Source organism: Marivirga tractuosa (assembly GCF_042140215.1).
GTDB lineage: Bacteria > Bacteroidota > Bacteroidia > Cytophagales > Cyclobacteriaceae > Marivirga > Marivirga tractuosa_A.
Genome location: NZ_CP159478.1, coordinates 3,111,719 through 3,124,228, shown reverse-complemented (window position 1 = coordinate 3,124,228; position 12,510 = coordinate 3,111,719). Strand labels below are relative to the sequence as shown.

14 protein-coding genes are annotated in these 12,510 nt (G+C 32.8%); 5 read left to right on the top strand and 9 right to left on the bottom strand.

Annotated elements, in window-relative coordinates; all coding sequences use genetic code 11:
* The 3 genes from ABWH96_RS14115 to ABWH96_RS14105 are packed head-to-tail and all read right to left on the bottom strand — an operon-like array spanning position 1 to position 2,015.
* Entirely contained in the window at positions 1-891 is an 891-nt protein-coding gene (locus ABWH96_RS14115; RefSeq protein ID WP_375578164.1) for a DUF3822 family protein, read from the bottom strand.
* 4 nt (positions 892-895) lie between these two features.
* Positions 896-1,468 (bottom strand): hypothetical protein, encoded by a 573-nt coding sequence (locus ABWH96_RS14110; protein ID WP_375578163.1) that lies wholly within the window; start codon positions 1,466-1,468, stop codon positions 896-898.
* Positions 1,469-1,508: 40 nt separating this feature from the next.
* Complete coding sequence (locus ABWH96_RS14105) at positions 1,509-2,015, bottom strand: NUDIX domain-containing protein (protein WP_375578162.1); 507 nt, start codon at positions 2,013-2,015, stop codon at positions 1,509-1,511.
* Between the two features lie 40 nt (positions 2,016-2,055).
* Between ABWH96_RS14105 and ABWH96_RS14100 the strand changes: the two genes are divergently transcribed.
* The 3 genes from ABWH96_RS14100 (at position 2,056) to ABWH96_RS14090 (ending at position 4,421) form a co-directional block, all read left to right on the top strand.
* On the top strand, positions 2,056-2,517 hold the full coding sequence (locus ABWH96_RS14100; RefSeq protein WP_375578161.1) for a PaaI family thioesterase: 462 nt from the start codon (positions 2,056-2,058) through the stop codon (positions 2,515-2,517).
* The gene (locus ABWH96_RS14095) at positions 2,510-3,913 is read left to right on the top strand and encodes an ATP-dependent RecD-like DNA helicase (protein ID WP_375578160.1); all 1,404 of its coding nucleotides are present in this window, start codon (positions 2,510-2,512) and stop codon (positions 3,911-3,913) included. Before ABWH96_RS14100 ends, ABWH96_RS14095 begins: the two co-directional genes overlap by 8 nt.
* Positions 3,914-4,022: 109 nt before the next feature.
* Entirely contained in the window at positions 4,023-4,421 is a 399-nt protein-coding gene (locus ABWH96_RS14090) for a DUF1573 domain-containing protein (protein WP_375578159.1), read from the top strand.
* A 58-nt stretch (positions 4,422-4,479) separates the two neighbouring features.
* On the opposite strand, the gene ABWH96_RS14085 is transcribed toward ABWH96_RS14090, so the two are convergent.
* The 5 genes from ABWH96_RS14085 to ABWH96_RS14065 all read right to left on the bottom strand — a co-directional run bounded on the left by ABWH96_RS14085 (position 4,480) and on the right by ABWH96_RS14065 (position 9,802).
* Complete coding sequence (locus tag ABWH96_RS14085; RefSeq protein ID WP_375578158.1) at positions 4,480-5,541, bottom strand: hypothetical protein; 1,062 nt, start codon at positions 5,539-5,541, stop codon at positions 4,480-4,482.
* Entirely contained in the window at positions 5,525-6,076 is a 552-nt protein-coding gene (locus ABWH96_RS14080) for a hypothetical protein (RefSeq protein WP_375578157.1), read from the bottom strand. The genes ABWH96_RS14085 and ABWH96_RS14080 overlap by 17 nt, the downstream gene beginning before the upstream one ends.
* Positions 6,033-6,614: an RNA polymerase sigma factor gene (locus tag ABWH96_RS14075; RefSeq protein ID WP_375578156.1), complete on the bottom strand. Its 582-nt coding sequence runs from the start codon at positions 6,612-6,614 to the stop codon at positions 6,033-6,035. The genes ABWH96_RS14080 and ABWH96_RS14075 overlap by 44 nt, the downstream gene beginning before the upstream one ends.
* A 232-nt stretch (positions 6,615-6,846) precedes the next feature.
* Positions 6,847-7,827, bottom strand: a complete 981-nt coding sequence (locus tag ABWH96_RS14070; protein WP_375578155.1) for a pyruvate dehydrogenase complex E1 component subunit beta — start codon at positions 7,825-7,827, stop codon at positions 6,847-6,849.
* A 178-nt stretch (positions 7,828-8,005) separates the two neighbouring features.
* The gene (locus tag ABWH96_RS14065) at positions 8,006-9,802 is read right to left on the bottom strand and encodes a hypothetical protein (RefSeq protein WP_375578154.1); all 1,797 of its coding nucleotides are present in this window, start codon (positions 9,800-9,802) and stop codon (positions 8,006-8,008) included.
* 154 nt (positions 9,803-9,956) lie between these two features.
* On the opposite strand from ABWH96_RS14065, the gene ABWH96_RS14060 reads away from it, so the two are divergent.
* Both ABWH96_RS14060 and ABWH96_RS14055 read left to right on the top strand, forming a co-directional pair.
* The gene (locus ABWH96_RS14060; RefSeq protein ID WP_375578153.1) at positions 9,957-10,172 is read left to right on the top strand and encodes a PspC domain-containing protein; all 216 of its coding nucleotides are present in this window, start codon (positions 9,957-9,959) and stop codon (positions 10,170-10,172) included.
* A gap of 45 nt (positions 10,173-10,217) precedes the next feature.
* Complete coding sequence (locus ABWH96_RS14055; RefSeq protein ID WP_375578152.1) at positions 10,218-11,288, top strand: MFS transporter; 1,071 nt, start codon at positions 10,218-10,220, stop codon at positions 11,286-11,288.
* Positions 11,289-11,378: 90 nt separating this feature from the next.
* Here ABWH96_RS14055 and ABWH96_RS14050 read toward each other — a convergent pair whose 3' ends face one another.
* Entirely contained in the window at positions 11,379-12,458 is a 1,080-nt protein-coding gene (locus ABWH96_RS14050; protein WP_375578151.1) for an alkane 1-monooxygenase, read from the bottom strand.
* Positions 12,459-12,510: the final 52 nt, after the last annotated feature.

Below are 12,510 nucleotides of genomic sequence, written 5' to 3'. Positions count from 1 at the left end.
TTATAAATTGAAATAATTGCCAAATACATCAAAATAATGATGCTCTGGTATCTCGTCAAATTTAAAGCCAAAATTTAACTTTTTAGTTCTATTTCCAATCTCTATAGTAGGAAAGTCCTTTTTCAAGGCATTAAAATGTGAGGAATCCTTTTTAATGTAGCCCCAAAGGTTTATTGTTCCTTCTTTTTTCAAGATTTTAAACTCATGGCAAATTAAGTTTATATATCTAGTGTATTCTTCAAATTTCTGAATTTTGAAAGAATTAAAGTAGAGTAGTTTACCCTTATTTGTGACTGCAGCATGTAGATAGAATCTATCAATATATAAGGATAGCTCATTTTCTTCATTTACGAATGGAGGATTATATAAAACAGCATTCACTAACATACCACTCTGATGAGTTACCTTTATTTTGCTATTCACATAAATTGAGCGAACAAACTTAAGTACCTCTTTTTGGTATGTAAAGATATTAACTGAATCATTGCTATTTACTTTATAATAACCAACAGAATCAGTTTTATCTACCTCACAATTCATTTTTAGAATTGCTCTGGCATTATCTTTAGAAAAATAGGAAAGAGGAGCTAGGCAGTATTTTGGTGTTTTAAAACAAAGGACAACTTCCTTCCAAAATCCTACCATTAATAAGTGATGTTCATCAAAAAGTGCTTTTAATACCTGCACTTTTTGATGTTCATCCGAAGTTTTATTTAAACTATAATCTTCAAGGATTAATACTCTGTTTGACTTAATGTCAATAACAGATACCTGAAGGTCTCTTTCTCCAACTTCTAAAATTAAGCAGTATTGCTCAATTTTATCAATAGAGAATTTATCATCCTTGACCTTCTTAATAGGTTTAAAAACTTTTTCTTTTGCTATATCCAAAATATTATTCCCAGTTTCCTGATGTTGTAACTTCTGATCTAGAACCTACTCTTAATGCTTTATCATTATTATCCTTTCGCCTTTTAGGATTAATTGGGTCTGGGTCTTTTACTTCAAAAACATCAACTTTTACCGAACCCTTTACAATTTTATCAGCAAAGATTTCAAATTTCTTTTTAGTACCTGGCTTGAAAGGTAACTTCTGTAAGTTGAAATTTTCAATATCAGCATACAAGGAATCATAGACAGGAATAGTTCCGAGCGTGTCCACATTAATAACTACACTATCACCACCGTATTCACGCTGAATAATTTGCTCAGATCTTTCCGTAAGATAAAAATCGCCTGTATCAATAAAATTGATTAATTTATCCCAGTCGCTAGTATATTGCCCATTCACTCTTTGGTAGGCAATCATTCCAGAACGGATTTGTTTTAATTTTTTAATTACTCGAGCTTCTTCTCGCTCAATCTTTTTTTCTTGTTGGATATCGTAAGCAATACTATCTACAAAAAAGTAGCCTATGATTACTGCTGCAACGAAGAAAACTATTGAAAAAATCTTTGTTTTACTCATCTTTTTCTTTTTTTCTCTATTTAGAAATTATTTTAAAATGCTATTTTATGGAATTATTCACAAATTTAAAATATCCTTTAAGATTTAAAACTTCTTGAGGTTTATTTATTCCAATAAACATGTTGTGTAAGTAGTCCCTATCTGTGTTTATTAATTTTATTTCATCAAAAAATGCAAATTCACTTAAAATTTGTTGATTTCCCATTTCTGGATCATTTCCCAATTTAAGAATTCCTCCGGTTTTTTCTACTCTAAAAAACAATTCAATAGCATGAATTTTATTATTCATAAATTCATTTACAAATAATAATTCATGAACCTGTATATTTAATCCTGTTTCTTCCTCAAATTCTCTTTTTAAATTTTTTTCTGCATCCCCACCAAATTCCATTCCTCCTCCTGGGGGAGACCAAATAAATTCTTTTTTACCAACTCCCTCATGTTTTAGAAGTAGGATTTCATTTTCTTCTATTAAAATTCCGCCAACTCTTACTCTAACTTTCCCACCAAATTTTTGATTGATACTTTCCTTTGCATTTACAGTCATCAATATGCTTATATTTGTAAATTATTTGAAATTACACAAAATGCAGGAAAAAACAGCAACAAACGATTTTAAGTTAAGAGTAGAGAAATTTTTGGAGCGTCAAGAGTTCATGAAACATATTGGTTTTGATTTATCCGTAATTGAAGAAGGAAGAACGGAAGGTTGGCTCGATATACAAACTATACACAAACAACAAAAAGGGTTAGTACATGGAGGTGTGACAGCCACTATAGCGGATATTGTTGCTGGTTTTGCTGCTTATACTACTGTTCCTATGGATTGTCATGTCGTAACAGCAGAAATTAAAATTTCATATTTTAAAGCTGGGATGGGTGAAAAACTACATGCCATTGGTTATGTGATCAAAAAAGGGAGGAAATTGAATTTTTGTGAAGCTGAAATTTGGTCTGTTGATGGTGAAAATCGTAACTTAATCGCAAAGGCCACTACCACCATGGCAGTTATAACTCCCCAAGACATCAATCATAAAATGAATGCCTAGTGCTTCAAGTATTATAAGGTCCAAATTTCCATTTGAGCCTACTCCAGGTCAATCTCAATTTTTTAAGGTACTAGATCCTTTTTTTGAATTGGAGGATGCCGATAGACCTATATTGCTATTGAAGGGATATGCAGGTACCGGAAAGACTACAATAGTAAGCGCTTTGGTGAAATTTTTACCATTGTTTAATTATAAATATGTTTTGATGGCTCCAACTGGAAGGGCTGCTAAAGTGATGAGTAATTATTCAAAAAGATTGGCGCTTACAATCCATAAAAAAATCTATCGACAGACCTCAGAGGCAGGTAGTGGTGAGCCTAATTTTTCCCTTCAGAAAAATTATCATGAAAAAACGCTTTTTATTATTGATGAAGCTAGTATGCTTTCTGATGAAAAAGGCTTTGGTAATAGTAGTTTACTAGATGATATTATCAGTTATGTTTTTCAGAATGAGGGGAATAAAATTTTATTTATAGGAGATGATGCACAGCTTCCACCAGTAGGAAAATTAAATAGCGCAGGTTTAGATGCTAATTTTTTAAAAAGCAATTACCGATCTGAAGTTATTGAGACAGTATTAACGGAAGTGATGCGTCAAGCACAAGATTCTGGAATACTTTTTAATGCCACCGTACTAAGAAGTGAATTATCTAAAAAAGATTTTAGCATACATTTTAACACCAATTCCTACAAAGATATATTCAGAATGACTGGAGAAAGGCTAGAAGATGGATTGCGCTATGCCTATGATAAATACGGTATTGAGAATACAGCAATCATTTGCAGGTCTAATAAGATGGCTGTTCAATATAATGAATATATCAGGCGGCAAATCCATTTTATGGAAGGGGAGTTGGAAGCGGGTGATTTTCTGATGATTGTTAAAAATAATTATGTTTATCAAACTGAAGATACTCCCGGTGGCTTTTTAGCAAATGGTGACTTTATGGAAGTGGTTAAAGTCATTAATTTTGAAGAAATGTACGGTTTGCGTTTTGCAGATTTGGAAATCAGACTGACTGATTATGAAGACCATCCAAACCTACAAGTTAAAGTTATTCTTGATACTTTGCATTCCAATGGACCTTCTTTAAATAATGACGAATATCGTGAATTATATCATCAAGTGGCGGAAGATTATATGGATTTAGCCACAAAAGCAGAACGGAAAGCAGCCATTAAAAAGGATCCCTATTTAAATGCTTTGCAGATTAAATTTGCTTATGCATTAACTTGTCATAAGTCACAGGGTGGTCAATGGAGTGCTGTATTTGTTGATCAAGGATATTTGACCGATGAAATGGTCAATAAAGAATATATCCGTTGGCTTTATACGGCTATCACTAGGGCAACCAATGAATTATTCTTGGTTAATTTCCATCCGAAATTTTTTTAGGTAAAAACATAAAGTTAAAAAACATTACAATTTCTTAATCTTTCTTTTTGGTATCATTTTTCTTGAAATTTCGTAACTTTACTAATCGTTTAAAACAAATATTTCAATTATGAAGAAGGCAATATTATTTTTCGCATCATTTTTTATTTTAGGTACTGCTATAGCGCAAAGTACTGAGAGTACCAATGGTCCTGAGATCACATTTGAAGAAAGCAGCCATGATTTTGGAGATATTACCCAAGGGGACGTTGTAGAGCATGTGTTTAAGTTTGAAAATACTGGAAAACAACCTCTAATTATTTCAAATGTTAAAACAACTTGTGGTTGTACGGTGCCTAGCTACCCTAAAGGGGAAGCAATAGCTCCAGGTGAAACAGGAGAAATTACTGTTAAATTTAATAGTAGAGGGAAAATGGGAAGACAAAATAAAGTGGTAAGAATTGTTTCCAATATAGGAGAAGAAAGAAGCGTAAGGATCACTACTAATGTTTTACCTAGCGATTCTTAATTTAAGGGATTTAGGTAAATAAAAATGCTGTTCCAAATCAATTGGGACAGCATTTTTTTTATTGAGCTATTATAGTACACCCGCCATATTCTGTTTGAATCTTTAACATAGTACTATATTCATTAGCTTGTTGACCAATTGTACCACGGTATTCCTCATCAGACATGTCTTTGATTTTTTGTGTGAAATTAAAATTATTTCCTTCAGTCTTTAATTTTCCGAATGAGTGGCTTGTGTCAAAGCTTAGATTAGCACCTTTTTCAATTGTAATTTCAGACTTTGAAAATTCGGTGTTGAGCTGAAAAGATTTTATTTCTTTGCTTACATTATTCAATTGAATAGTACCACTTGCATATTCCGCATACAATTTGAAATTATCATAGAGATTATCGATACTTAAGCCTGAGAATTCTGCATTTCCTCTATAATTTTTCACATCTCCGATTTTTAACTTCCCATACTCTACATCAAAATTGAGATTATGAATAGTTTTAATTTCAATCTGAGAGAATTCTGATGTTAACTTTAGTTCATCACCTTCTGATAACATAAAGGAATCCACATAACTCATGTCAAATACTCCCTTGGAAATTGATTCAATTTCTCCTTTACCAAATTCATGTGATAGTTTCAATTCTCCTAAATTTCCCGCTGTTAAATTACCATATTCCAGGTTTAAGTTAATGTTTCCTGAATAATCACTTATGAAAATATTTCCGAATTCATTGCTTAATGATAGCGGATGGCCATCTGGCATATTAATTTCATAATTAATTTTAAAGATTTTTTTACGAAATGAGGTGTTACTATGCGATTTTAAGTTTGTTAAAACAGAAATTAAGCTAGAGGTTTCATTTGTCTTCAAATCAATTTTATCCAAAATTTCTTTTGATTCTTTTTCATCATAGCCTTCAACTTCCAAAGTAACCTTCACTGCAATTGTGTTCTTGTCCCAGACTGCGAGATTGATATTCCCAAAGTTATTAGATATTTCCAACTTAGTTCCTTTATTCGATGGATTAAAAGATTTGTCCAATATTTCATATTGCGCATTTTGGGCAATTGAAATGGAGCTGTACAAAAGGGATACAGCAATTATTATTTTAGATAGATATTGCATTGTTTTCTTGTTTATCGTTTTGACTATATTCCTGTATATCTTGCAAGATGCTCAGTTGTTGTTCAAGGACTTCTATTTGCTTTTGTAAGTTTTGAATCATAGCATTAACCAATTGTGGGTGTCCTCCTTGTTCTTTTACTTTAGCCTTAAGTTCTTCGTATTTCTTGTTTAATGTTTTTAAATCAGAATTAATAGTGATGTTTTTTTCCGTTGATATATCATTTACTAGCGCAGTTTTTTCCTCTATGCTTTGTTGATAATATGATTCTATTTCCGAATAGGGCTTATCATTAACAGATAGACTTTCCAATTCATTTATTTTGTCGGTTAATTGGCCTCTATCATAAATTAACCACCCCAAGGAAAGTAGAAGTATAATTGATGCAGCAACCATCCAAACTGTATTGCTACTGCTCTTTTTCTTCGATATTTTAGATTCTATTTTGCTCCAGCTATTTTCCGGATTAAAATCTGAATCAAAATCCTTTTTATTAACCTTGATAAATTGCTCCAGTTTGTCTGTTTCCTTCCTCATAATGCTTTATGAATTCTTTTATTTTCTTCTTTGCCCTGTGAAATTGAGATTTAGAGGTGTTTTTTGAAATGGAGAGTATCTCTGCAATTTCTTTATGCTCATATCCTTCAAATAAATATAAACTCGCCACTGCTCTAAAACCTGTAGGAAGATTAAGGATTGCTTTTTTGACCAGATCAACCTTTAAATCAATATCTTCCCAATCAATATCTTTCTCATCTTTAATATTTTCATCTTCAATGTCATCCATTTGCCATTTACTTTCTTTCCTCAGATAATCCAAAGCTTGGTTGACTACTATTTTTTTCATCCAAGCGCCAAATGTTGCCTGAAAGTCAAATTGATCCATTTTATTATAAGCCTTAATAAAAGCTTCTTGAATGATATCTTCAGCCTCATCTTTATTCTTTAAGATTCTAAATGCAATGTTGAACATTGATTTCGCATAAAGCATATACAAATCTCTAAATGCCTTATGATTGCCGTTTTTACAGCTGATAATCAAATCCTGATGAATGTATATGCTATTTTTTTCCAACCTTCTTAAATCTATATCAAAGACTCAGAAATTTTTGAGTAGTTGCATGAAGTAATGAAATAAGTTAGAAATTAATTTTAATATTTATTGAAAAAATTAGGAGATACTTAAATGCGAGCCTTTAGATAAGACTTGAGTAAAGACAAAATGGGGAAGTTATTTATATTTAAAGTACAAAAAAAGGCTAACCTTAAAAAGATTAGCCTTTCAATTTCATTTTATAAAATGATTATTAATCTAAGTACATTACTTTTCTTAATGCTTTTACTGTTCTTTCTTTATTAGGTAAAACAGCCTCTAAAAGGGTAGGGGCATAAGAAACGGGTACATCTAAACTATTAACTCTTAATATTGGAGCATCTAAAAAGTCAAAAACTGTTTTTTGTATATTAAATGCTAAATCTCCTGAAATAGACGCCAATGGCCAAGCTTCTTCAACTACTACGCATCTGTTGGTTTTCTTTACAGATTCGAATATAGTAGCATAATCTATTGGTCTTACAGTCCTTAAGTCTATCACTTCTATTGAGTGACCTTCTTTTTCCATTTCCTCAGCTGCAGCATGGGCTACTTTCATCATTTTCCCGAAGGACACCAAAGTAGCATCACTTCCTTCTCTGGTAATTTTAGCTTTTCCTATTGGTTCAAGATATTCTGATTCTGGTACCTCACCTTTATCTCCATACATCAATTCCGATTCCATGAAAATTACTGGATCGTCATCTCTGATGGCCGATTTTAGTAATCCTTTAGCATCATAAGGATTTGAAGGAACTACAACTTTGAGCCCAGGAGTATTTGCATACCAATTTTCAAAATTTTGAGAATGCTGTGAAGCCAATTGACCTGCATTACCAGTAGCTCCTCTAAAAACGATAGGAACATTAAACTGTCCACCAGACATGTTCATCATTTTAGCAGCTGAATTAATGACCTGATCAATTGCTACTAATGAAAAGTTGAAAGTCATGAATTCAATAATTGGCCTGGTACCATTCATGGCAGCTCCAACACCAATACCAGAAAATCCTAACTCTGTAATTGGAGTGTCAATTACTCTTTTAGGACCGAATTCGTCCAACATTCCTTGGGTTACTTTATATGCACCATTGTATTCCGCTACTTCCTCACCCATAATGAAAACGTTCTCATCACGTCTCATTTCTTCGGACATAGCTTCATTTAGTGCTTCTCTAAACTGTATTTCTCTCATCTATCTTGTAAATTTTACAGGGTAAAAATAGTTATTCAACAGTCAATTACCAACTCTATCTTAATAGTTCCTTAACTTTTCTTTTAATCCAATGGTTTTAAAAGAGTATATTTTAAAGTAAGCAAAAAAAAAGCATCCGCCTATTGGCAGATGCTTTTCAATATGGATGTATTGAATCTTACTTCAATGCATCTCTAAAATTTTCGTTTGCAGAGTAATTAGAGAATTCAAGGTCATTTAATGCTTTTGATTTTAAATCAGCATCAGCAGTAACTGCATCTTTTAAATGACTGATTACATCACCTTCTTTTCCTAATCTAGCGCTTGCAACAGCAGCTAAGTAATGAGCTTTTGCATGTACACCTTTTCCAGAAGTTTTTCCTGCAACTTCTTCTAAAGTGCTAACTGCATTCTCATAATTTCCTTGAAGAATTAAAGCTAATCCTTTGTTGAACATGTTAACTTCAGAATCTGAAGTGTTTTTCAAAGAAGTAGAAGCTTCGCTATAATCACCCATCATGATTTCTAAAGCACCTTTAACGCCCATTAAACCTCTTTCGTTTTCACTACTTAAAGTCATTTCGTTAGCCTTAGAAGCTGCATCATAAGCTTTTTCATAGTTTCCTTGCATAGTGTAAGCAGTAGCTAAGTTAGCATAAGCTTCAGCATTTTCAGATTTCTTGTTAGAAATTTCGAACTGAGTAACCGCTTGCTCTACTAAAGTAGTCATTTCGTTACCTTCAGCATCCATTGCTAATTCTAAGTGAACAGCACCATAGTTGTTATGAGCAACTGGGCTATCATCATTTTTCTTAGTAGCTGCTTTAAGAATTGAAGCTTTTTCTTCTAAAGAAGGTGTCATGCTTGCAGCATACATTAACTCTTCAAGAGATAAAGTATCAGCAGATGCTGTTCCTGCTGCAACTTGCTTAGATAAAACAGATATTTCTGCATCTGATTTTTTCTCTTTTACAGTAAGCACTTCAGTTTTAGCTGCTCTTAAGTCAGGATAAACATCTTTAAATACTTTTTTATAAGTAGATAATTTTTGTAATCTATCTTCTTTTTCTTCAAAGCTTCCTGATCCATTCACGATTTCAGTATATTCGCTTTTTTGAGCATCAGTGATGCCATCGTATTCAGCTAATGCTTTTTTGAAATCAGTCCAATCTTCAACTACTGGCTTTAAGATAAATTCAATTGAATCTGCCATTCCTTTATAGTCATAGCGTTTCATTTGTCTTGTGTAGTAGTTTTCAATAGCTTTTGCTCTGTCTTCAGATAAGTTGCTATTGATTCTTTCAGGACCTTCTGGAGAGTGAGTACCAGTTATAGTAACAGTTCTTGTTACGTTTTTGTCAGCAATAAATGCATTGAATTGTTGACCTCTATCACTTCTTAACTCAGAAGATTTAAGTACAGATCTACCTTGATCGAAAAAGAAGTTAACATTTGTTGGCACCAACTCTTCTTTGTTGTTGTATCCATGATCAGCATAAGCTGCATGGTAAGAAGCCTCAACCATTTGCGAAGTAGTAATTATACCAGTCGCATAGGTTTGTCTATCAGTAGAAGCAGTCTTGCCGTTTTTTTCAATAGTAGCAGTACCTTGCATTACTAATTCGCCATTTACATTCATATCATCTTCATAATCGAATGTAAATTCTTGACTAGTTCTAACAGGTTCTGTGTCACTATTAGGAAAATCAGCATATACAAAGTCAACTGCATCTAAAGCAATTTCTTTGTCACCATATACATAATAAGGATTTACTGTGTAAGTAATTCCATCTTTAAGCATTTTAGATGGTAATTGGAAATCTACAGTAAATGCTACCTCTTCGCCATGAAGCTCAAGAGGATTTGGAGTTACATCGATAGCTTGCTCTTCAGCGGCTTGCATCATCTTGTTTAATGCACAACCTGAAAAAGTCATTGTTCCTAAGAGAACAGCTGCGTAAAATAATTGTCTCATTTGATTCATTATTTGATTATGTTTGGAAGTTAATGCGAAATTATATTTATATTGGAACTATTCCAATGTATTTAGTAAATTTAAGAAAAGAATTCTAAATTTATCGAATTATCAACGAGGCTTTTGCCTTATTTGTTTAAATTTAAGGGATATTATGAAAAAAGTTCAACAATTCATCGAAAATCAAGCCTTTGGCGTCTGCACCCGACTGGGTGAAATGATGGATCTTCCTACTTCCCATATTAGAATATTTTTTATTTATTCCTCGTTTTTAGCTTTTGGCTCTCCGATTTTATTGTACCTAGCCTTAGCTTTTATACGTGATGTACGAAAAATGTTGAGAAGAGGTCGGTCAAAATGGTATTATTAGATAACATCTAATTATTATCATTAAATAATTAGCTAATATTTTCGAATGACTCAATTTTTTAAAAGCCCTTTAGTAAAGGCTAGATGGGCAATTAGTACAGTATTTTTTTGTTATGGCCTAACATTTGCAAGTTGGGCATCCAGAATTCCTAGTATACAAGAGAAATTTTCCCTTTCAGAGGCTGAGCTAGGTACTTTGCTTTTAATGTTGCCAATTGGTTCTTTTATATCCCTACCAATTGCAGGGATATTAGTAGCCAAATGGAACAGTTTTTTAGTAACTCGTCTTTCTATTGTACTTTATCTTATTTCTTTAGTGGCTATTTCATTTTCGGAAAATATATATCTACTGGGTTTAGTATTATTTCTTTTTGGGTTAATGGGGAATATGGTCAATATTGCCATAAATACTCAGGCAGTCAGTTTAGAAAAAGAATATAAGAAAAATATAATGGCAAGTTTTCACGGAATGTGGAGCTTAGCTGGATTTTTTGGTGCCATCATTGGTGCATTCATGATTGGTAAAGAAATTTTACTTCAATATCATTACACCATTATATTTTCGGCTAGTATAATTGCCGCCTTAATAAGTTTCAAATTCCTGATTAAACAAGATTTAGATGAAGATCAAGATAAACCTATTTTTGTGATTCCTGATAAATCTTTATTGCTATTAGGTATTATTGCTTTTTGTTCTATGATGTGTGAGGGCACTATGTTTGACTGGAGCGGTGTTTATTATAAAAAAGTAGTAAATGCTCCAAAAGATATACTTGGCTTAGCTTACACATTTTTTATGGTCAGTATGGCAGGAACAAGGTTTATTGCGGATTATTTTACAACTAAATTTGGTGTTAGGAAAGTAGTTTTCTTTAGTGGTTTGCTAAATTTTACCGGACTTTTAATTTTAATAATCTTCCCTGGTAAAATCATTTCATTAATTGCTTTTTTTATAGTAGGAGCTGGGGTTTCATCCGTGATCCCTTTAGTATTTAGTTTGGCTGGGAAAACCAAAACCATGAGCTCCAGTGTTGCTCTTGCTGCTGTTTCTACTATGGGCTTTTTTGGTTTTCTTTTAGGTTCTTCCCTTAATTGGTTATTTGGCAGCTTGGTTTAACCTTCAGGCTTCATTTTCCTTTATAGCAATTATGGCTTTATGCGTAACCATTTTGGCTACTCAGATTAAGAGTACCTCTAATTCCTAAGTTTAAGCTGATTTAAGATTATTCCATTGTTGTAATTTTGGATTCATCACTTTGAACCACAATGGGGGAATGTGGGCTAATAAAATCATGGTTGGATAGCCTGCAGGAAGTTGAGGTGCATTTTCATAATCATCTAACACCTGATATCGTTTTATCGCATTAAAATGATGGTCTGAATGCCTTTGCAACTGAAATAAAAAGAAATTACTTATCATATGGTTGGCATTCCATGAATGATGAGGCTCTACTCTTTCATATCGGTTTCCATCAATTTTCTTTCTTCTTAAACCATAATGTTCTACATAATTAACAGCTTCTAAAAGTGAGAAAGCTAGAAAGCTTTGTGCAAAAAAGAAGGCGAAAGGAATCCATGTAAATTGACCAATTACTAGACTTACTCCTAAAGTTAAGGCAGCAGCAAAAATAAAGGGTAGGAGAGTAAACCAAATCATTTGGTTATGGATAGAGAATATTGCTTTACCTTTTCTTTCCAGTCCTTTATTTTCAATTTCCCAAGCACTCAAATAACCTTTAGTGATCGATCTCCACCAAAAAGCATAGAAGTTTTCGTTTTCTCGGCTAGTAGCAGGGTCTTCTGGAGTGGAAACACGCACATGATGACCTTTATTATGCTCTATGTAGAAATGCATATAACTCACTGTCATGAGTAGCACTTTACTGTAAAAGCGCTCAAGTTTGGATTTTTTATGACCTAGTTCATGTGCAACGGTAATTCCAATACCTCCCGTAGAAAGAGAAACTGCAATAGTAAATGTAATCCATTCAAAGATTGATAAGGTATTCGTAGAAGCTACCCAAACTGCCCAGATTAAAAAAGCTAATTGAAAATATGTCCAGCAATAGGTGATAAATCTATAATAGAAATCATTAGCAACCGATTTTACTGCTTCTTTAGGAACATTACTATGGTCTCTGCCTATTGTAGCATCAATTGCAGGAATCAATGCATATACAAAGATCAAGGTTGATAAATTGGCTATTCCGCCTAGATAGAATCCAAGAATTGTTAAAGCTGGAATTATAAATGCACTAAAATAACCGATTTTCTTTAGCCAACTCATCTCCAAACTGATTTATATGATTTTATAATATTCTTCCTAAAATAAGGTGTTC

Coding starts and splice junctions, on each gene's coding strand:
- ABWH96_RS14110 (WP_375578163.1), bottom strand. CDS start 1,468: ATGAGTAAAACAAAGATTTTTTCAATAGTTTTCTTCGTTGCAGCAGTA.
- ABWH96_RS14050 (WP_375578151.1), bottom strand. CDS start 12,458: ATGAGTTGGCTAAAGAAAATCGGTTATTTTAGTGCATTTATAATTCCA.
- ABWH96_RS14070 (WP_375578155.1), bottom strand. CDS start 7,827: ATGAGAGAAATACAGTTTAGAGAAGCACTAAATGAAGCTATGTCCGAA.
- ABWH96_RS14065 (WP_375578154.1), bottom strand. CDS start 9,802: ATGAGACAATTATTTTACGCAGCTGTTCTCTTAGGAACAATGACTTTT.
- ABWH96_RS14060 (WP_375578153.1), top strand. CDS start 9,957: ATGAAAAAAGTTCAACAATTCATCGAAAATCAAGCCTTTGGCGTCTGC.
- ABWH96_RS14055 (WP_375578152.1), top strand. CDS start 10,218: ATGACTCAATTTTTTAAAAGCCCTTTAGTAAAGGCTAGATGGGCAATT.
- ABWH96_RS14080 (WP_375578157.1), bottom strand. CDS start 6,076: ATGAGGAAGGAAACAGACAAACTGGAGCAATTTATCAAGGTTAATAAA.
- ABWH96_RS14085 (WP_375578158.1), bottom strand. CDS start 5,541: ATGCAATATCTATCTAAAATAATAATTGCTGTATCCCTTTTGTACAGC.
- ABWH96_RS14095 (WP_375578160.1), top strand. CDS start 2,510: ATGCCTAGTGCTTCAAGTATTATAAGGTCCAAATTTCCATTTGAGCCT.
- ABWH96_RS14100 (WP_375578161.1), top strand. CDS start 2,056: ATGCAGGAAAAAACAGCAACAAACGATTTTAAGTTAAGAGTAGAGAAA.
- ABWH96_RS14105 (WP_375578162.1), bottom strand. CDS start 2,015: ATGACTGTAAATGCAAAGGAAAGTATCAATCAAAAATTTGGTGGGAAA.
- ABWH96_RS14090 (WP_375578159.1), top strand. CDS start 4,023: ATGAAGAAGGCAATATTATTTTTCGCATCATTTTTTATTTTAGGTACT.